This is a genomic window from Chryseobacterium sp. WG23, from assembly GCF_024586575.1.
Taxonomy (GTDB): Bacteria; Bacteroidota; Bacteroidia; order Flavobacteriales; family Weeksellaceae; genus Chryseobacterium.
The window spans coordinates 1-20,085 of sequence record NZ_JALCZE010000002.1 but is presented as its reverse complement, the minus strand read 5'-3'; the positions used below and the strand labels follow the sequence as shown (position 1 = coordinate 20,085).

17 protein-coding genes and 5 tRNA genes are annotated in these 20,085 nt (G+C 36.2%); 12 read left to right on the top strand and 10 right to left on the bottom strand.

What is annotated here, in order from left to right; all coding sequences use genetic code 11:
* Nucleotides 1-184: 184 nt before the first annotated feature.
* The 7 genes from MP477_RS02815 (at nt 185) to MP477_RS02785 (ending at nt 8,886) form a co-directional block, all read left to right on the top strand.
* Nucleotides 185-2,071, top strand: a complete 1,887-nt coding sequence (locus tag MP477_RS02815; protein WP_257189062.1) for a DNA topoisomerase IV subunit B — start codon at nt 185-187, stop codon at nt 2,069-2,071.
* A gap of 24 nt (nt 2,072-2,095) precedes the next feature.
* Entirely contained in the window at nt 2,096-2,572 is a 477-nt protein-coding gene (locus tag MP477_RS02810) for a hypothetical protein (RefSeq protein ID WP_257189061.1), read from the top strand.
* 8 nt (nt 2,573-2,580) lie between these two features.
* Nucleotides 2,581-5,169 (top strand): DNA gyrase/topoisomerase IV subunit A, encoded by a 2,589-nt coding sequence (locus MP477_RS02805; RefSeq protein WP_257189060.1) that lies wholly within the window; start codon nt 2,581-2,583, stop codon nt 5,167-5,169.
* A gap of 43 nt (nt 5,170-5,212) precedes the next feature.
* Complete coding sequence (locus tag MP477_RS02800) at nt 5,213-5,854, top strand: rhomboid family intramembrane serine protease (RefSeq protein WP_230035008.1); 642 nt, start codon at nt 5,213-5,215, stop codon at nt 5,852-5,854.
* A gap of 31 nt (nt 5,855-5,885) precedes the next feature.
* Nucleotides 5,886-6,989 carry an AraC family transcriptional regulator gene (locus MP477_RS02795; RefSeq protein ID WP_257189059.1) on the top strand — a complete coding sequence of 368 codons (1,104 nt, stop codon included), beginning with the start codon at nt 5,886-5,888 and terminating at the stop codon, nt 6,987-6,989.
* A gap of 143 nt (nt 6,990-7,132) precedes the next feature.
* A complete protein-coding gene (locus MP477_RS02790) occupies nt 7,133-7,918 on the top strand; it encodes an SDR family oxidoreductase (RefSeq protein WP_257189058.1) in 786 nt (261 codons plus the stop codon).
* Complete coding sequence (locus MP477_RS02785) at nt 7,915-8,886, top strand: NAD-dependent epimerase/dehydratase family protein (protein ID WP_257189057.1); 972 nt, start codon at nt 7,915-7,917, stop codon at nt 8,884-8,886. The genes MP477_RS02790 and MP477_RS02785 overlap by 4 nt, the downstream gene beginning before the upstream one ends.
* 55 nt (nt 8,887-8,941) lie before the next feature.
* On the opposite strand, the gene MP477_RS02780 is transcribed toward MP477_RS02785, so the two are convergent.
* From MP477_RS02780 to MP477_RS02755, 6 genes are all read right to left on the bottom strand, one after another.
* Nucleotides 8,942-10,483 carry a hypothetical protein gene (locus MP477_RS02780; protein ID WP_257189056.1) on the bottom strand — a complete coding sequence of 514 codons (1,542 nt, stop codon included), beginning with the start codon at nt 10,481-10,483 and terminating at the stop codon, nt 8,942-8,944.
* A 7-nt stretch (nt 10,484-10,490) separates the two neighbouring features.
* A complete protein-coding gene (locus MP477_RS02775; protein WP_230035017.1) occupies nt 10,491-11,069 on the bottom strand; it encodes a hypothetical protein in 579 nt (192 codons plus the stop codon).
* Nucleotides 11,070-11,845: 776 nt separating this feature from the next.
* Nucleotides 11,846-12,205, bottom strand: a complete 360-nt coding sequence (locus tag MP477_RS02770) for a DUF4180 domain-containing protein (protein WP_257189055.1) — start codon at nt 12,203-12,205, stop codon at nt 11,846-11,848.
* Nucleotides 12,206-12,279: 74 nt separating this feature from the next.
* Nucleotides 12,280-13,215, bottom strand: coding sequence for a peptide chain release factor N(5)-glutamine methyltransferase (gene prmC, locus MP477_RS02765; protein ID WP_257189054.1), 936 nt, complete (start codon nt 13,213-13,215; stop codon nt 12,280-12,282).
* Nucleotides 13,216-13,974, bottom strand: coding sequence for a peroxide stress protein YaaA (gene yaaA / locus MP477_RS02760; RefSeq protein ID WP_257189053.1), 759 nt, complete (start codon nt 13,972-13,974; stop codon nt 13,216-13,218). It lies immediately after the preceding gene.
* Nucleotides 13,975-14,224: 250 nt separating this feature from the next.
* Nucleotides 14,225-14,836, bottom strand: coding sequence for an L-threonylcarbamoyladenylate synthase (locus tag MP477_RS02755; RefSeq protein ID WP_230035032.1), 612 nt, complete (start codon nt 14,834-14,836; stop codon nt 14,225-14,227).
* A gap of 101 nt (nt 14,837-14,937) precedes the next feature.
* Between MP477_RS02755 and MP477_RS02750 the strand changes: the two genes are divergently transcribed.
* The 5 genes from MP477_RS02750 to MP477_RS02730 all read left to right on the top strand — a co-directional run bounded on the left by MP477_RS02750 (nt 14,938) and on the right by MP477_RS02730 (nt 15,456).
* Nucleotides 14,938-15,010: transfer RNA gene (locus MP477_RS02750), tRNA-Met, on the top strand.
* A 39-nt stretch (nt 15,011-15,049) separates the two neighbouring features.
* Nucleotides 15,050-15,122: transfer RNA gene (locus tag MP477_RS02745), tRNA-Met, on the top strand.
* A gap of 38 nt (nt 15,123-15,160) precedes the next feature.
* Nucleotides 15,161-15,233: transfer RNA gene (locus MP477_RS02740), tRNA-Met, on the top strand.
* 38 nt (nt 15,234-15,271) lie between these two features.
* Nucleotides 15,272-15,344, top strand: a tRNA-Met gene (locus tag MP477_RS02735).
* Nucleotides 15,345-15,383: 39 nt separating this feature from the next.
* A tRNA-Met gene (locus MP477_RS02730) sits at nt 15,384-15,456 on the top strand.
* 427 nt (nt 15,457-15,883) lie between these two features.
* Here the strand turns inward: MP477_RS02730 and MP477_RS02725 are convergent.
* The 4 genes from MP477_RS02725 to MP477_RS02710 form a co-directional block, all read right to left on the bottom strand.
* Nucleotides 15,884-16,690, bottom strand: a complete 807-nt coding sequence (locus MP477_RS02725; protein ID WP_257189052.1) for a GLPGLI family protein — start codon at nt 16,688-16,690, stop codon at nt 15,884-15,886.
* Between the two features lie 314 nt (nt 16,691-17,004).
* Nucleotides 17,005-18,033 carry a hypothetical protein gene (locus MP477_RS02720; protein WP_257189051.1) on the bottom strand — a complete coding sequence of 343 codons (1,029 nt, stop codon included), beginning with the start codon at nt 18,031-18,033 and terminating at the stop codon, nt 17,005-17,007.
* Between the two features lie 100 nt (nt 18,034-18,133).
* Complete coding sequence (locus tag MP477_RS02715) at nt 18,134-19,186, bottom strand: terpene synthase family protein (RefSeq protein ID WP_257189050.1); 1,053 nt, start codon at nt 19,184-19,186, stop codon at nt 18,134-18,136.
* A 478-nt stretch (nt 19,187-19,664) separates the two neighbouring features.
* Nucleotides 19,665-20,085, bottom strand: a 421-nt coding sequence (locus tag MP477_RS02710; RefSeq protein ID WP_257189049.1) for a terpene synthase family protein, incomplete at its 5' end; no start/stop codon positions are given.

Sequence of the window (20,085 nt, the reverse complement as noted above, 5' to 3'; positions counted from 1 at the left end):
AAGAAAAATATAAGAAATTACCAGAAAAATAAATAAATTTTTCACGTGGATATGAATAATAATGTAAAGATATAGTTTGAAGGATAATAATGCAAAATATGAGAGAAAATACTAAAAAACAGATTGAAAAAATTCGGATAATTTTGTACAATTTCGTACTTTTGTATGTTTGCTGAAATCATATATGTCACAAGAAATAAATCCAACCTACTCAGAAGATAATATCAGAACCCTCGATTGGCAGGAACATATCCGTCTGCGCCCCGGCATGTACATCGGGAAGCTCGGCGATGGCTCTTCCGCTGATGATGGTATTTACATTTTACTTAAAGAAATTCTGGATAACTCTATAGACGAGTTCAGGATGAGGTCCGGTAAAAGAATTGAAATAAAAGTGGATGACGGTAAAGTTACGATCCGTGACTTTGGCCGTGGAATTCCATTGGGGAAAGTGGTAGATGCCGTCTCCAAAATGAATACCGGGGGTAAATACGACAGTAAGGCGTTCAAAAAATCAGTCGGACTGAATGGGGTAGGTACCAAAGCCGTTAATGCCCTTTCAGACTATTTCAGAGTACGGTCTTTCCGTGATGGAAAAATGAAGGTAGCTGAATTTTCTCGGGGAATGATCACGGAAAACTTTGAGGAAAAAGAAACTTCAGACAGAAACGGTACGGAGATTTCCTTCATTCCTGATGGTGAGATATTCCTGCATTTTAAATACCGAAAAGAGTATATCGAAAGAATGCTCCGCAACTATGCTTACCTGAACCCAGGACTGAAAATCCTTTTCAACGGAGAAACCTATTTTTCTGAAAATGGTCTGAAAGACCTATTGGAAGAAGAACTTGAAAGCGATACCCTTTATCCTATCGTTCATCTGAAAGATGAGGATATTGAAGTGGCGATCACTCATACAGATAAATCCCAGACGGAAACCTATTTTTCATTCGTAAACGGACAGAATACAACTCAGGGAGGAACGCACCTCAATGCATTCCGTGAAGCATATGTGAAGACTATCCGTGAATTTTTCAATAAGAATTTCGATGCTTCCGATATCCGGAAATCTATTATTGCTGCCATCTCCATCAATGTAGAAGAACCTGTTTTTGAGTCCCAGACCAAAACAAAATTAGGGTCTAATGATATAGGACCAAACGGGCCTACCGTAAGAACCTTTATCATTGATTTTCTTAAAAGCAAGCTGGATAATTTCCTGCACAGAAATCCTGAAATTGCAGAAGCGATCCAAAGGAAAATATTGATTTCCGAAAGAGAAAGAAAAGAACTCTCAGGAATACAGAAGCTGGCAAGAGAAAGAGCCAAAAAAGTGTCTCTTCACAATAAAAAGCTTCGCGACTGCCGACAGCATTATAACGATCAGAAAGCAGAAAGAAAAGGCGATAGCCAAATATTCATTACCGAGGGTGACTCTGCATCAGGATCTATCACAAAATCCAGAGATGTAGAAACGCAGGCTGTATTTTCACTGAAAGGAAAACCCTTGAACTGCTATGGTCTTACGAAGAAAGTAGTATATGAAAATGAAGAATTTAACCTGCTTCAGGCTGCTTTAAATATTGAGGAAAGCCTTGAAGACCTTAGGTATAATCAGGTAATCATTGCCACGGATGCCGATGTTGATGGGATGCATATCCGTTTACTGATGATCACATTCTTCCTGCAGTTCTTCCCCGATTTGATCAAGAACAATCACCTTTATATTCTTCAGACCCCGTTATTCAGAGTGAGGAATAAAAAAGAAACAAGATACTGCTATACCGAAGCAGAAAGAATAAAAGCTTTAAATGAACTTGGGAAAAACCCGGAAATTACCCGATTTAAAGGACTTGGAGAAATCTCTCCGGATGAATTTAAACATTTCATCGGAAAAGATATCCGCTTAGAGCCTGTGGTCATCGGAAAAGATCAGACCATAGAACAGCTTCTGGAATTTTATATGGGGAAAAATACACCGGACAGGCAGACATTTATCCTGGAAAATCTGGTGGTGGAGGAAACGGATATTGATAAGAAAGAAGCTTTGGATGAAATAAGCACCTCTTAAAACTTACAATAAACATGACAATTAATGAGACTAAGTAACCGTAACAAAGCATCGTTGTACAATTTTATCAATACGTTGCTCCTTATGATGGTTGTATTGGGAATAGTCGGGTTTTTAGCTAATGAATATAGGCTTAATGCATTGGGAAATGAAAGCTATTTACTGATTATCGTCCCGGTGCTGATGTTAATCGCCTTCCATCTTAACGGACGACAGATTTTTGAATATGACAGTGATGGAGAAGCCCTGAATTTTAAAAACAGAAATATTATTCCTTTTTTGAATACTCCTCTGTATGATGAGTTTCCAAAATATAAACTGATAAAATATGATGTAATAACTATCCTCTTTATCAAAAGACTATATATTACCATTTCAAGTAAGAATAACGGCTCTACAGTACTGAAGTACCAGATCTCTTATCTGAACGGAAAAGAAGTAAATGATTTAAAACTCTCTCTGAACAAAGTAGTGAAAGCTAATAAAGAGAAAAAAGATTAATAATAAAAATGACAGAAGAATATTCGCATGAGGGTGAAAGCTTAAAGAAAGTTTCCGGGCTTTATAAAGACTGGTTTCTGGATTATGCTTCCTATGTAATTCTTGATAGAGCTATCCCTTCGGTGTATGACGGGCTGAAACCTGTTCAGCGTAGGATTATGCACTCTATGAGAGAACTGGAAGATGGCCGATATAATAAAGTAGCTAATATTGTAGGAAATACCATGAAATATCACCCTCACGGTGATGCTTCCATTACGGATGCCATGGTGCAGATCGGGCAAAAAGAAATCCTGATAGATACCCAGGGAAACTGGGGAAATATCTATACGGGAGATTCTGCAGCTGCTGCAAGGTATATTGAAGCCAGGCTGACTCCTTTTGCTCTGGAAGTGGTATTTAATCCCAAAACAACAGAATGGGCAAAATCCTATGACGGCAGAAATAATGAACCTATTGATCTTCCTGTAAAATTCCCTTTGCTGTTGGCTCAGGGAGTGGAAGGAATTGGGGTAGGGCTTTCCACCAAAATACTTCCGCACAATTTTAATGAGCTGATCAATGCTTCCGTAGCTTATTTAAAAGGAAAAAGATTTGAAATATTTCCTGACTTCCTGACGGCCGGTTATCTGGATGTTTCCGAATATAATGACGGTCACAGAGGAGGAAAAGTAAGAGCGAGAGCAAAAATTACCCAGACAGATAAACATCTTCTGGTTATTTCTGAACTTCCTTACTCCAAGACTACGAGTGATCTGATAGACTCTATCTTAAAAGCCAACGAGAAAGGGAAGATCAAAATCAAGAAAATTGAGGACAATACCTCAGATAAAGTGGAAATTCTGATCCATATTCATCATGATGTTTCACCGGACAAGACGATTGATGCTCTCTATGCATTTACAGACTGTCAGGTGACTATTTCTCCCAATGCCTGTGTAATTGTGGGAGATAAGCCTATGTTTATGAATGTTTCGGAAATCCTGAAGATGAATACGGATCATACGGTTTCTTTGCTGAAAAAAGAACTCGAAATTGAGCTTCACGAACTTCAGGAAAGCTGGCATTTTTCTTCATTAGAAAGGATATTCATCGAAAACAGGATCTATCACGATATTGAAGAGGTAAAAACCTGGGATGATGTACTAAAGACAATAGATAAAGGATTAAAGCCTCATACCAAACATCTTTTAAGAGCAGTAACGGAAGAGGATATTTTAAGATTAACAGAGATCAGGATCAAGAGAATTTCAAGATTCGATTTAGATAAATTTAAAGAAAATATTGCCTCCCTTGAAGGTAAAATAGAACAGGTAAAACACAACCTGGCTAATCTGATTCCTTATGCTATTGAGTATTATTTAAATATTCAGAAGAAATACGGAAAAGATAAGCAGAGAAAAACAGAACTTAGAATCTTCGATACTATTGATGCAACAAAAGTAGCCGTAGCAAACGAAAAATTCTATGCCAATTTTGAAGAAGGATTCATCGGAACATCCCTGAGAAAAGATCAGTATATGTTCGATTGTTCTGATATTGATGATATCATTACTTTCAGAAAAGATGGAAGCATGAAAGTGGTAAAAGTGGAAGCTAAAACTTTTATAGGAAAGGATCTTCTCCACGTGGCAGTCTGGAAGAAAAATGATAAAAGGACTGTATATAATATGATTTACCGCGAAGGTAGAGATGGTCCTTATTATATGAAACGTTTTTCTGTAACCGGAGTAACAAGAAATACGGATTATCCTTTGGCTTCAGATAAAAAAGGTTCAGAAATGCTGTATTTTTCAGCTAACCCTAACGGGGAAGCGGAGACCGTGACCGTCCTTTTAAAACCGAATCCAAGGATCAGGAAAAATAAAATGGAGATCAACTTCTCCGAACTTGCTATTAAAGGGAGAGATTCCAAAGGAAATCTTGTGACCAAATATGCAGTGAAGAAAGTTGATATGAAGGAAGAGGGTGTTTCTACACTGGCCCCGAGAAAGATATGGTTCGACGATACGGTAAGAAGACTGAATGCGGATGCAAGAGGAACTTTATTAGGCAGCTTCAAAGGCGATGACAAGATTCTGACCATTAATACCAATGGCGAAGTAAAGCTGGTTTCTTTCGACTTGGGCAACCGTTTTGATGATGAATACCTGGTGCTTGAAAAATGGAGGCCCGGACAGCCTATTACCTGTATTTACTATGACGGAGAAAAAGATATGTACTTTATCAAGAGATTCTTATTGGAAAATACCGTTAATGTACAGACTTTTATGCCTTCAGAACATCCAAAATCCTTCATTGAAAATGTAATCGTGGCCAACGAAGCAACAGCTGAGATTATTTTTGCAAAAGATAAAGGAAAAGACCGTGAGCCTGAGACTATCAATATTGATGAGTTTATTACTGTAAAAGGAATAAAAGCAATTGGAAATCAGTTCACGAAATTTAAAGTGAAAGCAATCAACATCACGATTCCAGAACCTGTGGAAGAAGAACCCGAAGTTTACGAAGAGCCGGAACAGACAGGAGATATGGATGAAGATGGAGGGATCATCGGTGATCTGTTTCAGGATGGAGAGAATAATGAATCTGAATAAATAAAGAATTTCAGATCAAAAAAATAGATAAAAAAGACATCAGATGAATATAGTTGTTTTAATTATAATGGCTGTTACATGTATTTTTAGTTACATGGGACTTAACAATACAAGTTTATTTGAAAAATATAAATTTAATGTTGGGGCTATTGCCAATCGGAAAGAATATATCAGGCTTATCAGTTCTGCATTTTTGCATGCAGATTTTATGCATTTATTTTTTAATATGCTTTCTCTCTACTTTTTTCAGGGAGTGGTTATTCATTTCTTTGGAGAAATAGGATTTTTGATCGTGTATTTCGGATCAATGATTCTTGGGAATTTATTCAGTCTGCAGATCTATAAAAAACAACCGTGGTATTCTGCTATTGGTGCCTCTGGTGCTGTGTCAGGAATTATTTTTGCATCTATTGCAATGGCACCGAATGAAATCAGTGTTAACTTCCTTCCGGGATGGTTGTTCGGAACATTATACTTTGGATATTCAGTATACATGATGCTGAATCCTAAACAATGGGATAACCTGGGACATGCCGCTCATTTGGGAGGTGCATTTTTTGGGCTTATTTATTCTATTGTAATGCACCCACAGCTGGCAATGAGTAATATGCTTTTCTTGGGGGTGATGTCACTGCCGTTGATTTATCTGGGATATCAGATCTTTGTGAGGAAAAGAATAGGATAAAATACTATTTTTACTAAAAATATCAAAACCAATGAACACATCAGAATTAAACAGTTTCATCGTGATACTTATCTATGGTTCATTGGTTTTGCTTTCTCTGCTGAAACTCACCAACCCTTTACAAGTTAACAGAAAAGCAAATTTCTGGTTCGGGGTTTTTCTGTTTCTGTGGTCTACCTTTTGGATGGATGAGGTTCTGTTTTTAATTACCGGATCAGTAATTGAGTTCCATTCTCTGTATTTAGTGCGTTTTATCCAGTTTCTAACGCCCATTGTTTTTTATTTCAGCGTATTGTTCTATACCAATCCTTCTTTTACTTTTAAAATTACGGATCTTAAATTTCTACTGCTTCCGGCAGCTTTCCTGGTATGCCTTTTCCTGATAAAATCCGGACTCAGTAATCCATTTGAATATCTGAGTGTTATTTTGATCCTCATTCAGGCCCTGTTTTACACCGGACTTTCTTATATTATCATCAGAAAACATCAAAGAAAAATTCAGCAGTTTTCCTCCAATACAGAAGGAATTAACCTAAACTGGCTGGAGTATATTATCGTTGTACTTTTTATTGTCAATATTATTTATGTGATCTACAACCTGTTTTATGATCCCACCTCTTTAAATTTCTTCATTAATGCGGTTTTTTTGCTGGTTATTTACTGGGTCGCTTATTATTCTCTGAAGCAAAAGGAGATTTATCCTGTAGAAGAAAAACAGCGCCAGGAGCTGATCTCTATTGATGAAGATGCTGATGAAGAAGAAGTGAAAAGAAAGCTGATCTCAGATGAAGAATTAAGTAAGATTAAAATTCAGCTGGAAAACATGATGGAGACCGGTAAGCCTTATTTGGATAGTGAGCTGAACCTGATTAAATTAGCAGAAATACTTGAAGTTTCCAGTCATCAGCTGTCTTATGCCATCAATACCGGTTTTGGAAAGAACTTTTTCCAGTATGTTAACGGATACAGAGTAGAATATGCAAAAGTACTTCTCAAAGATACGGACAGTAAATTTTCAATTTTAGGAATTGCCTATGAGTCGGGATTCAATTCCAAGACTTCTTTTAATACTACGTTCAAAAAACTCACCGGTCAGACCCCTTCAGAATTTAAAAAAATAAGTTCCGATTTATAAAGTTTACCTTTTTAATATTGGTAATCCATTGTAATTCAATATTTTAATATTTTTTGAGTATTGTCATAAAATGAGTTCATTAAGATAAGTCGGAACATTAAAATTTTACATCTATACTAGCTTTGTACCATAAATTTTGTTTTATGGAAACCAAAGAATCATACGCAGTTATTACAGGAGCCAGCCAGGGACTGGGAAAAGCATTTGCCGAAAATCTGGCCAGGAAAAATATCAATGTTATTCTGGTAAGCCTTCCCAATCAGAATTTAAAAGAGCTTACAGAAGAACTCGAAAAAAACTATCCTATAAAAGCCCATTATTATGAAGTAGACCTTTCCGTACATGATAATGTGATGAAACTTACAGCATGGCTTAATCAATCCTTTGAAATTCATATCCTGATCAATAATGCAGGTCTTGGGGGAACCAAAAAATTTACAGAAGCCAGCTCAGACTACATCAATACTATCCTTCAGGTGAATGTGGCTGCCACTTCACTTATTACCCATCAGCTTCTTCCTAATCTTTTAAGGCAGCCGAAAGCCTATATTTTAAATGTTTCAAGCATGGCCGCTTTTTCCCCTATAGGGTTTAAAACAGTATATCCGGCTTCTAAAACCTTTATCCATTCCTTTTCCAGAGGCTTACATGAAGAGCTGAAAGATACCAATGTTTTTGTAAGCGTAGTGAATCCCGGAGCCATGAAAACCAATACGGATGTATGTAAACGGATTGAGAAACAAGGCTTTTTAGGAAGGCTGACCCTTTTAAACCCTGATAAAGTAGCTTCTTACTGTATTCACCAGTTATTTAAAAAAGATTCCGTAATTATGGTGAACCCAATCAGCTGGCTGATCATGAGAATTTTACCGATATGGATAAAACTTCCGCTGATGACCCAGGCAATAAAAAGAGAAATCGAAGCATGAAAAAAATTTGTGTAACCGGAGCAACAGGGCTTCTGGGAACTAATGTTATCATTAAATTATTACAAAATGGTTATTCTGTTACTGCTCTGGTGCGCAAGAAAAGCAGCTGGCTGGGCGAAGAAAACGAAAATCTGAAATTGGTGGAAGCAGATCTTTCATCCGATATCTCATCACATCTCAGCAATACTGACTGTATCATTCATATTGCGGCAGAAACACGGCAGAACCTCCTCAGCTATGAGGAGTATAAGAACGTGAATTATGACACCGTTGTGAACCTGTTTACCCATGCAGAGGTAATGGGGATAAAAAAGTTTTTGTTTGTGAGTACAGCAAATACATTAGGATTTGGAAATACAGGCTTCTGGGGAAGTGAAAAAGCCCCCCAGCTTTATCCTTTTACTTATTCTTTCTATGCTCAAAGTAAGCTGGCAGCGGAAGAGTATCTTTTACAGAACCGTAAAAATACAGAGGTTATCATTGTTAATCCAACCTTTATGATCGGAGCTTATGATAGCAAGCCTAGTTCCGGAAAAATCATCTTCTGGACCTGGAAAAAGAAACTGGTCTTTTATCCGAAAGGAGGGAAGAACTTTGTACATGTGGAAGATGCAGCCAACGGCATATTAAATGCTATCGAAAATGGAAGAACTGGCGAAAAATACCTTTTAGCCAATGAAAACCTAAGCTACAGTGAATTTTTTAAGAAAGTAAACCGAATTACTGATCAAAACCCAATTATGATAGCCATTCCCAATAGAATTTTGAGTCTCCTTGGATTGATTGGTGACGGTTTGAGAAAATTAAACATAAAAACAAGCATCAGCACTTCCAATATGAAAGCCCTGCAGATTTGTAATTATTATTCTAACCAAAAATCGGTAAAGGAGCTGGGAATCAAATACCAATCTATTGATAAGGCAATCGAAGATGCTGTTCAGTATTTTATTAAAAACAATACGTATTGACCTTCATTCCGTAAAAAATAAAAAAACCAGCTCTCAAAAGCTGGTTTTTATCAAATTATCTTGTTATTTTCTGAGTTACATTTTTGTTGGAAATAACACAGGCTTTGCTGCAGTTATTTGCACTTGAAATATTAACCTGTACGAGTGCCGGTAATGATCTGTATTCTTCCGTATTGTAAGGAGCTTCAGTACCATTGCTTCCACCTCCTTTAATATCATATTGTATTTGGGCAACCCCTGTAAATCCAATTGCAGGCCTGAAAGAAAGGGCTCCGGTAATGGATGAATAGGTCCATGTCCCTTGACTGTTAGTATGGACGCCGCCTGTTATATTAGGAATTACAGCGCCATTGCTATCCAAAAAACGGAATGAATTAAAATCAAGGTTGTTGTATGAAAGGGTTGGTGGATTTTGCCCATTTGCTGAAGAATAAGCCGCATCATTAAGCAAAGGATAATACGTTGATTTTATCCCAGGACATCCCGCGAACAGATCATCTGTTACTTCAGCAGCATAAGGCCTGGTAACCCCTAAGTTTCTCAATAAATGGATGTTTTTAGCAGCTCCTGTAGAAGCGGCAAAACCAATTCTAAAGGTAGAAGGAGGTGATGTATCCAGCGTTCTTACCGTATTGTTGGATATGGTAGTCTCAGTATATTTCAGAGAAGTTGGATAATAATAATTATCAATCACTTTTTCTTTCACAGTTCCATGCTGTATTTCCAGGGTTATATTGTAACCACCGGAAGGGTTGGGTACTAATGTGACATAAGCTTTACGGAATCTTCCATCATTTTCATTGAGAGGAAAGGAAGTTCCACCACTTTCAATGCTGAATTGCTGAAGACCCGTGTTTTTAATACCAATAAACTTTCCTGTTGTAGTATCCAGATAAGCAGATCTGTTGCTGCTGGAAGGGGAGGCGTTGGTAGCTGTACTGTAAAGTAATGGATAGCCATTATATCCCGCAGGCTCAGCCGACGACAGATATTGGTTTCCACGTTTACCTCTTAAAGAAATATTGCTTCGCCCATCCGCCAGTCCCACTCCAAAAATTCCATTTCTAACTCTTTCTCTCTGATTAAAGCTGGTTTTAAAATTTCCGTATTCATCCAGGCCTATCCCTAAATAAGCTCCTCTAAGCCCTTCCGTAGACTCACCTCCACGTACAAAACTATATCCCAATCCTCCACCAAAGTATCCGAGATTAAGTTGGGTTTTAGGGATAGATCCGTCTACTAAGAATATAGAGATGCCATCCCCTCCGTTGGTATTTCCTCCATAAATGGCAAATTCAAATTCGAACTTGATTCCCTGATCACTTTTGAATATTTTATCAGCCAGGATTACCCCTCCTGAAATATTATTTACACTTCGTGTCAGCCGTAATCCGTCTGTAGTAAAAGTAGCGTCATTCTGGACACCGCTTGTTGCTACTTTATAAGCTTCCTGAGGCTGTAGTCCCTGCGTAAAGTTAACAAAATACGGATATCCGGTTCCCTGTTCATTCTGCGCCTTAGTATTTTGGAAGAAAATGAACAATGAAAAAGTGAGCAAAAATCTTTTGTATCGTACAATTGAGGTCCTTTTTATCATAGCTCAATTATTTGACAACAAAAACAATATTAATAAAAGAACAGTCTGTAGCCGCTGCTTTTACATCATATTTCATGACACCGTCATCAGAAATACTAATATTACTGAATACATTAGGATCAGCATCCGTTACATAATAGTAAAGATCCTTGCTGGATGGGAAAAAAGGAATAGATACCGGAGCGCTGGTGCTCTTTGCCTTTGGAGATCCGAACTGAGTTTTATATAATGTATATAGGTCTTTAGTTCTACCAGCTGCTGTGGTAGAAGTATCAAAAGAAACACTAGGCATGTAAAACATTTTTACAGCATTATTGCTGATACATAACCAATCAGGACTGGAAGGTGTGCCTATATTTTGGCTTAAACATTTTTTATCGGTATCATAAATTAAAAGAGAATTCGCCGGATTGGAAATGGCATCCCTTTTTGCAGTAGTAAGCCTCGGAATCAACATTCCTTTATTTTGGCTATAGACATCTAAAATGGCACTTTGATCAGGATTAGAAGTATTAATCCCTACCTGGGCGAATGTAAAAGAGCTTAGTAAAAAAAATGAACTTTGTAAGAAAAAACGTTTCATCATTAGTAAATTTATTTATGTTAATAATATTTAAGTTAACAACATGGATTGTTAAAAGCATCACTGTACTTTTAAATTAAAAATGGTTTTCGTTTTTTTTAGTTTTCGGATAACGTATTGTTCCGCAGACAATATGTATAACAATTCCTTAGAATATATTATAGTCAAAGGTTAAGCATGTAAACACAGATATTAACCACAATAATGACCTACAGTCTTCATTGTTAAATGTATTTTTTTTGCTATTGTTGATTTTGCTAAGAGAATTGAAAATAGGATTAGCAATAAGTCTACTATGTCGGACTTTTAATGGTATGTAAAATAATAATATTCATAATGCTTGTGTTTCTACAAAAGTACGAATAATTCATTTACATCAGTAAATTATTGTGATTAAAATTATATTAAATTATTTTTTTGGTTTAAATATTATTTTTTAATTAATTTTTTAATTATTATGCAATTGTTTGTATTTTGTCTTTATTGCTATAAGAAATTAATAAACCAAAGTATTTCTTTAAATTATCGGTTGGAATTTCACTCCGGAAATATAAACTTAAACATCTTGCAAAATGATCCGGAAATTTGAAGATAAAACAAGCCTCTGCTCTTGCAATATAAAAAAGCAGGTATTAATCACAAAGGAGACTATTGATGATGTAATACTAGATATTAGATAAATAAGTGGTTGATTATTAGAGTATTGTTTGGGAATCGAGCCTGTTTTATAAAGTTCCTTGTTTTTGAATATTTGAACTCTCATGAGAATTTTGAAAATATTATCTGCTGAGATTTTCTAATGCCTCTTCCAGCATGACAACAAAATTGATATGTTTTGTCTTATTGCTTTCAAAAATAAAATCTTTCATACTCTGGCTTTGGTATTGGTTGAAATCTCCAATTATGGCCAGTCCGATACGATAGTTTGAGAATTTCTGCAGTATTTCACCTGCCATTTTTGTTTTCAGATCAAAAAAATCAGGAGTAATGTTTTTTTCATACAGAATTACTTTATCGAATCCCTGATAATAAATATTGCCCATGAGATCCAATCCATCCTCTGCAGATTGAATGAGCATGTCATCAGAAATTATTTCCGCTATTTTTATATTGTTGACCGTATGGGATTTGATTAACATAGCTATTCTTTATAATATCAAAGATAATGAATAAGGAAATTTTCATGAGTTATACTTTATGGAAGTAAATGTACCTATTTCCTTCCATAGATAAACCTGTCATTGTCAGACAAATCCTTCAATAGCTCTGCCTTGGAAAAGTCACTATATAATGCCAGGGTTTCCGGACCCAGCTTCTGATTGATTTCTAAAAATAAAAGACCGTGATCATTCAAATGTTTTTTACAGTCTGCTGCAATTTTTCTGTAAAAGACCAGCGCATCAGAAGTAGGAGAGAAAAGGGCCATTTTAGGTTCAAATTCTTTTACTGAATCTGCAATTTCAACCTCTTCCTCTATTCCTATATAAGGAGGATTGGAGATGATAATATCATAACATTCATTAGGCTCAAAACCAAGATAATCAGCGTGTATAAAATTGATATTCAGCTGATGGTACTCTGCGTTTTTTTGAGCAGTAGACAATGCTTTTTCAGAAAAATCTACCGATGAAACTTCAGCATCAGGAAAGTGCTTTTTTAATACCAGAGGAATGACGCCACTTCCTGTTCCGATATCCAGAATTTTTAATGCTGTAGTTTCCTTTTTTTCAGCACTGGAGGCATGCCGGGTTTCTTCAGTCCATTTACTGTCCAACCCTTCAGACCTTATATCTCTATACCTTACATTGGAAATGTATTGTTGAATCTCAGGAATAGCAATTTCGAGCATTTCCTCTGTTTCAGGGCGGGGAATCAGTACATTTTCGTCTACAAAGAATTTCATTCCGTAAAACTCTGTTTCCCCTAAAATCTGCTGATAAGGCCGTCCGGTCTTCAGCTCAGATACTAAGCTGGAAAGTTGGTTTTCATCTTCCATTAAAAGCTCCTGTTCAGAAAATCTTCTTTGCTGAAAATGATCAAAGCCTACAATTTTATGAATAAATAACGAGGATAAAAAAGCACTTTCCGACTCAGTATAAAGGTTGGAAAGTGTTTCTTTGAAATATTTTTTAAAAGCTGAAATTGTCATCTATCTTGTAAAAACCAGTTTTGTATCTGTAGATTTATCTTCGTCAATTCTGTAACCTTCATAATTGAAAGCCTTTACATCATTGAGCGTTTTGGCATTCGTTTCTGCGCAGAACCTCACAACAAGACCTCTTGCATGCTTGGTGTATACTACTATTGTTTTGAGCTTACCGTCTTTCAATTCATAGAAATCAAAATCAATCACGGTGTGATTTAATTTTTTTCTGTCAATCACCTTTCCATATTCATTGCTGGCAAGATGAAGCAGAACTTCTCCTTTTTTCATTTCAGAATTCAGCTGCGCTGTAATTTTCTCTCTCCAGAATTCATACAGGTTTTTATACTCTTCGAACGCAAAAGGGCGCCCCATTTCAAGCCTGTAAAGCATTACCTTATCAGAAGGTTTCAAAAGACCATATAATCCGGAAAGCATTCTGTGATTTTTTTGCAGATACTCTATAGAAGCCTTATCAAGGGTTTTAGCATCTAAACCTCTGTATACTTCACCTGTGAAAGCAAACAGGGCAGGTGCAGACTCTTTGGCGGTAGGCTTTGATTTCCATTTTTGATTTCTTTCCCAGTTTTCATCAGCCAGCTTGGTTGATATTTCCATTAATTCAGAAAGATATTTTGGTGATTTTTCTTTTAAATAAGACTGTATAAGTGCTGCATCTTCAATGAATCTTGGAGTAGAAGATCTCAACAGGTCTGTTGAATTTTCTATATTCATTAATTTGGCAGGCGATGTTACAATTTTCATAATGTTAAAATACAGATAAGTTTTTTGAATCCATAAAATTCAGAACCATCACAGAAATAAAGGTAAGCATGCAATGGCATTGAACAGGATGTTAAAGTTTTGAATGTTATTTTTTACAATAGGGCAAAAATTTTCAATAGTGGCAGAGAAAGAATAGGTAAATCATAAGCAACTGGAAGGCAAAAAATGCAAATGTAGCCGGATGCTTATAGGCTATGCTGTTGAAACGCTATATCTCAGGTGAACCTGATTATATTATTCCTTTTCCCTGGCGGATGATTTCCGGTTCTCCCGAAGTAAGATCTACAATGGTAGAAGCTACATTATCACCATATCCCGAATCAATGACAATGTCTACAAGATGGTCATATTTCTCAGCAATCAGTTCAGGATCTGTAGAATACTCAATAATTTCATCATCATCTCTTATGGATGTTGACGCAATTGGATGTCCCAGTTTTTCAACGATAAGCTGCGGAATAGGATGATCCGGAACACGGATACCAATTGTTTTGTGTCCTTTATAAGCTAACGGCAAACTTTTATTAGCTTCAAGGATAAATGTAAAAGGTCCCGGCAGATGACTTTTCAGAAATCTGAATATCGAGGTGTCGATAGGTCTCGTAAAGTCAGAAAGATGGCTGAGATCGTTACATATAATTGAAAATTTTGCTTTTTCCAGCTTTATTTTTTTCAATTGAGCCAGTTTTTCCATGGCTTTTATATCAAAAATGTTACAGCCTAACGCATAAATTGTATCCGAAGGGTATATAATAAGCCCTCCGTTATTGAGTGTTTTAATAACCTCGTTTACAAGATTTTCCTGAGGATTGTCCGGGTATATTTTTAGTATTTTTGCCATAAAACAAAGATACAAATAATAAAATAGTTTTCATAAAAGTCCCTTATTTAAAAGAAAAATTAGGATTTTTAAAAAAAAGTCGTACATTTGCAATCCAATATCGCGGGATGGAGCAGTAGGTAGCTCGTCGGGCTCATAACCCGAAGGTCATCGGTTCGAGTCCGGTTCCCGCTACTAAGTTAAGTGCTTTCGGTAAGCACTCTAAAAATACACCGCGGGATGGAGCAGTAGGTAGCTCGTCGGGCTCATAACCCGAAGGTCATCGGTTCGAGTCCGGTTCCCGCTACTAAGTAAGTGCTTTCGGTAGGCACTCTAAAAATACACCGCGGGATGGAGCAGTAGGTAGCTCGTCGGGCTCATAACCCGAAGGTCATCGGTTCGAGTCCGGTTCCCGCTACTAAGTAAGTGCTTTCGGTAGGCACTCTAAAAATACACCGCGGGATGGAGCAGTAGGTAGCTCGTCGGGCTCATAACCCGAAGGTCATCGGTTCGAGTCCGGTTCCCGCTACTAAGTTAAGTGCTTTCGGTAAGCACTCTAAAAATACACCGCGGGATGGAGCAGTAGGTAGCTCGTCGGGCTCATAACCCGAAGGTCATCGGTTCGAGTCCGGTTCCCGCTACTCAATGAGAGAAGCAATACGTATTGCTTCTCTTTTTTTATGTGTGAAAATGAATGGTTACTCTGAAAGACGGAGGATCGGAGGATCAGGGATTAGTCTCAAAAGTTGGGGGTCAGGTTATCAAAAATTTAGTAACAAAAGCTGAGTGAAACGTTTATAAACACTTTAGTTTATTTTAAGTTTAAACTGATTGGAATAAAAAGTACACTTAAGCAAAAAATCTTTGATTTTTTTAAAGCTTACGTGGACTTCAGTGAGCTTATTTTCAAAATTTTATTAAACTTAAGTGTTCAAAAAACTTTGTGACTTTTGACTGCGTCGAAATAACATTCATCGACTGAAAGGAGATAATCTTCGATTTGTGGTCAAAATAAAAAATGTAAACAAGTTCAATATCCAAATAAAAATAAATTGAGATGTTTATTTTTTAATTTAATTCAATTGGATTATTATCATGTATTTTACTTTCTTTTATTTTAACATCTAAATTTTTTAGAAAATTTTGCTTTTCTTCATTGCTTTTAAAAATAATATCGCCAGTAAAAGCTTCATCCCTATATCTTTCCAAAGGACTCTTTTTAGATATTTCTTTATACTCATTTAAAGTAATCGGTTTTACATCTTTATAAGTGTCATCATTTAAAACAACGTAATTAGACTTTTGTTTTTCTAAAGATATAATTTCAAATGAATGAGTGTTTGTTTTATCATATACTTTTAGAATTAGCCCAGGTAAACCACAAAATTTATAAGGTCCATCGGAAACTGGAAGTTCTGTAGTAAACCAGGCGGTCCATTCTCTTCCGGCAAAATTAGCTGTTGCTTTTTGAGTTGTGTACTCTAATATTTTTTCTTTTTCATTTGAAATCTTCCAATCTATTTTCCTGTCATCTTTAACTTTTAAAACCGGATTGGCCATATGGTTAGGAGTATAAAAGTATATTATGCCATCGTTATTTTTTTCAACTACATATTTTATTTTCATTGAGGCGTCTGGAAACAGCATAACTCCTTTTTTAGACATTACTGCCATAGTGGAGTCAGATATAATATGCTTTAGCCCGGTGAAAATAGACTGCTTTTCTTTGTTATTAAAGTCTAAAACTACAATTTCATCAGTGATGATGTCTCTTTTTAAAGTATCTGTCACAAATTTATAGTTATAGGTCAATCTAATATTCTGAGAAAAATATATAGAAGGTAGAAAAAAACAAAAAAGAAGTAAATTTTTCATGTATTAAAAATTATGAGGGCAAAGTGTATGGAACTCTTCTTCATCTCCAATCATTGTTTTCGTTTCCTGAAATTTGTTTAAGAGGTTTGATAAATATATAAAATAATTTTATTCCTATTGAGGGTAGATACATTTTATTATTGATGATTTTTCAAGATTGGTTGATTGGCGATTTTCTTATCGCTATCAGCATTTCCGGACTTCAGTTCGATTGCCAGCCTTATGCATATGATGAATAATATTTATAAAAAAACTACCTTTTTAAGGTAGTTTACAGGTTTTTGAGCTCTAAAGATATATCCGTTAATTCAGATTTATTTTTGTACAAAAATACTGTGCGGAATAAGAATATCATCTCCTTCTCTGCCATATTGAGGTACAATAAATCCTTTTGGTTCATATCTGTTTGTACCGGAATTATAATACCAGTTGGCACAGCCACTTATCTGTAGTTTTATGTGATAGATATGATCATATGCTGCTTCCTGAAATTCCCCAAAATCGGGAAGCGACTGGTGAAGATCATCCAGCTCCTGGCCGTACGCATCATGCAGCCTCATAGCCTCTGTACAGGCTTCCTGATAAGAGAGCTTGTACTGATGACTTAGAATAAAGATGATATTGAGACTTTCAGTTTCTATTTCAAGCTCTTTTTTCAGAGAGGCAAAATCATTCTGGATGACAATAATCAGGGAAAGGAGCTCTCTGCAGCGCTGTACAACGGGATGATTATAAATATGAACTGGCAGTGCAAAATTAGTGGCAGGATCTATAAGGTCACCATAAGGCCACATACCGATTGAATATTTCCGGAAACTGAGGTAATGAGCAAGCAGGGGATAGGTTCTGATTTCAGCTTGTTTGAAAGGTATTTCCTCCGCCATGCCATACATGATAAATTCATAAAAATTGATAGATACACGATCTATCCAGAATTGGGGCATTCCATTCGCCACCCATTCTTTTCTTGCCTGTGCCATCTGCCGCAGAATTCCAATTTCATCCGGATGCGGCTCATCCCCCATCATGACTTCATAGACTCTATCGGCCATTGCTTTAAGTTCTTTTGCCGGTGTTAATCCGAAATAGTCATCAAAAAGTGTGATATAGATCATCAACCTGGCACAAGGACGCATACGTTCTATAGAATCACAAGTCGGATTCATATAAGTAGCAACCCGGGACAGAAATTGAGGTTTACATCTTTTTATTCCTTCTTCAGAAATAAAAGTGTAATCCTCATCATACCAGGTTTTTTCTTCCTCATCAAAGGCATTGGCAATAGGGCTGTTGACTGTTGGCCAGGGATAATGACATTGGGGAACTATTAATTCTTCTCTCATGGTTTATTTTTATAAAGTAAGTTGATAATCTTATGTTTTGTCTTCAGTTTTTCTGATTTGACATCCTGAACTCCGTGTTTATTTAAGATGGTAATTAAGATCAGACAAGCTTATTGTTGTTTTTCAAATTTTTAATCCAATATTCACGGTCAACATGTTTTATCTCTAAATCAAGAGACTGTTCATCAGTACCATATTTGGCAATGGCAAAACCTTCTTGAGTATAGCGTTTAGTTCCCGACTCATAATAGAAGGCATTGAGGCCATGGATCATTATCTTTACATGATATATATAATCTTCTACCATTTCCTGATAAAATCCAAAATCAGGTAAACAGGTCGTTATAGAATCAATTTCCCTAACCATCTCATCATGTATTTTGAGCGATTCTACGATGGCTTCTTCCAATGGAACTTTATACTCATGCATTACAACCAGAATAATATTCAGTGTTTCATTATCTGTAGCCAGTTCTTTTCTTATCGATGCAAAATCATTCTGAATAGCAATGATCATTGATTGAAGCTCTCTTAGCCGGTTCATGGCAGGATGCTCGTGAATGTGTACGGGTAGGGCTTGCCCCATTGCAGCCTCTGTTAGGTTAACAAAGACCTTCTGTCCGATAGAGTACATTCGGATCAATAAATAACGGCCAATCGAGGGATAGGTATTGCTTAATTTAAATGGGGTTTCTTCCATCACACCATAGGTAAAATATTCTTGAAACTCCCTTGCCATACGTTCTATCCAGAATAACGGCATTCCATTTGCAATCCATTCTTTCCGGGCAGCTGCCATTTGACGGAAAATACCGATTTCATCTGGTTGAGGGTCTTTTTCCAGCATGATTTCATAAGTGCGATCAGCGAAGGCTTTCAGCTCATCCAGCGGCATAATACCTACATAATCATCCATTATGGTATGATAGTAACCACAACGTAATATGGGGCGCATGATTTCAGGATTACTTGTAACAGGCCACATGTTAAAGACAAAATCATATAACTGCTGCTTTCCGTATCTGTTTCTTGTTTTTTCCTCCAAAAAACCATAATCTTCTTTAAGCCATTTCTCCTCTTCGGGAAACTCTGTAAAAGGGCTGAAAACTCTCGGCCATGGATAACTGGGAATAGGGACATATACTGTTTTCATAGTTGTTTTTATTATATTAAATTTTTATGAAAATAATTAATCTGTTCTGCATGTAGATTGATAATGTCGGACCAGAGATAATTACTTCCTGGGAATAATTTGCTTCGTCAAATTCTTCTATATAAGCCTGTTTAAACTAATTAAAAATGTAGGTACAAAGCTGGGTGAAACGCTATAAACACTTTAGTTTATTCTAAGTTTAAGCTGATTAAAAATAAAAAATACACGTAAGCAAAAAATCTTTGATTTTTTTAAAATTTATGTGAGCTTTATTAAACTTAAGTGTTCAAGAAACTTTGCGGCTATGTTGAATCTTCGATTTGTGGTTAAAATAAAAGTTTACATGAGCTCTATTCATAATATTTAAAATCTATTTTAATAGGATGGTTAAGTAGTCAAAATGAAAGCATTTTTAGTAAACAATAAACTTAATTTAATTTCAATTAAAGATTGCTGTAGTACATTTTATACTACTTTGCTATTTACTAAATTTAACATGGTTGAGCTTTTCCTTCAGTTCTCTCGCTTCTGGAAACTCCATTGCATTGTAACGGTCCAGTTTTGTAGATATATTTTTCCATCCACTGAGCACCATACTCATATAGTGTACCCAGTTTACAACAGCATCCTGCCATATTCCAAAATCAGGCAAAGAAGCCTGTAGTTCTATGAATTCTTTCAGATCTTCATTATGAAGGCGCAAATCTTCAAGACAGGCTTCTTTCAAAGACATCTGACGTTCATGCTGGATTACCTTTACAATATTGTAATAAATACTGTCGGTTGCTTCATCTTTCAATACAGACTGTACTTCATTGAAAAAGGTAACCAGATGACAGGCCAGTGTCTGTAAACGGATGATCACCGGGTGCTCATGGATCTCCTTCGGAAGAATAATT

What these genes read in the sequence shown, in the direction of transcription:
- MP477_RS02815 (WP_257189062.1), top strand. Translation starts at nt 185, where the DNA reads ATGTCACAAGAAATAAATCCAACCTACTCAGAAGATAATATCAGAACC.
- MP477_RS02810 (WP_257189061.1), top strand. Translation starts at nt 2,096, where the DNA reads ATGAGACTAAGTAACCGTAACAAAGCATCGTTGTACAATTTTATCAAT.
- MP477_RS02805 (WP_257189060.1), top strand. Translation starts at nt 2,581, where the DNA reads ATGACAGAAGAATATTCGCATGAGGGTGAAAGCTTAAAGAAAGTTTCC.
- MP477_RS02800 (WP_230035008.1), top strand. Translation starts at nt 5,213, where the DNA reads ATGAATATAGTTGTTTTAATTATAATGGCTGTTACATGTATTTTTAGT.
- MP477_RS02795 (WP_257189059.1), top strand. Translation starts at nt 5,886, where the DNA reads ATGAACACATCAGAATTAAACAGTTTCATCGTGATACTTATCTATGGT.
- MP477_RS02790 (WP_257189058.1), top strand. Translation starts at nt 7,133, where the DNA reads ATGGAAACCAAAGAATCATACGCAGTTATTACAGGAGCCAGCCAGGGA.
- MP477_RS02785 (WP_257189057.1), top strand. Translation starts at nt 7,915, where the DNA reads ATGAAAAAAATTTGTGTAACCGGAGCAACAGGGCTTCTGGGAACTAAT.
- MP477_RS02780 (WP_257189056.1), bottom strand. Translation starts at nt 10,483, where the DNA reads ATGATAAAAAGGACCTCAATTGTACGATACAAAAGATTTTTGCTCACT.
- MP477_RS02775 (WP_230035017.1), bottom strand. Translation starts at nt 11,069, where the DNA reads ATGATGAAACGTTTTTTCTTACAAAGTTCATTTTTTTTACTAAGCTCT.
- MP477_RS02770 (WP_257189055.1), bottom strand. Translation starts at nt 12,205, where the DNA reads ATGTTAATCAAATCCCATACGGTCAACAATATAAAAATAGCGGAAATA.
- prmC (WP_257189054.1), bottom strand. Translation starts at nt 13,215, where the DNA reads ATGACAATTTCAGCTTTTAAAAAATATTTCAAAGAAACACTTTCCAAC.
- yaaA (WP_257189053.1), bottom strand. Translation starts at nt 13,974, where the DNA reads ATGAAAATTGTAACATCGCCTGCCAAATTAATGAATATAGAAAATTCA.
- MP477_RS02755 (WP_230035032.1), bottom strand. Translation starts at nt 14,836, where the DNA reads ATGGCAAAAATACTAAAAATATACCCGGACAATCCTCAGGAAAATCTT.
- MP477_RS02725 (WP_257189052.1), bottom strand. Translation starts at nt 16,690, where the DNA reads ATGAAAAATTTACTTCTTTTTTGTTTTTTTCTACCTTCTATATATTTT.
- MP477_RS02720 (WP_257189051.1), bottom strand. Translation starts at nt 18,033, where the DNA reads ATGAGAGAAGAATTAATAGTTCCCCAATGTCATTATCCCTGGCCAACA.
- MP477_RS02715 (WP_257189050.1), bottom strand. Translation starts at nt 19,186, where the DNA reads ATGAAAACAGTATATGTCCCTATTCCCAGTTATCCATGGCCGAGAGTT.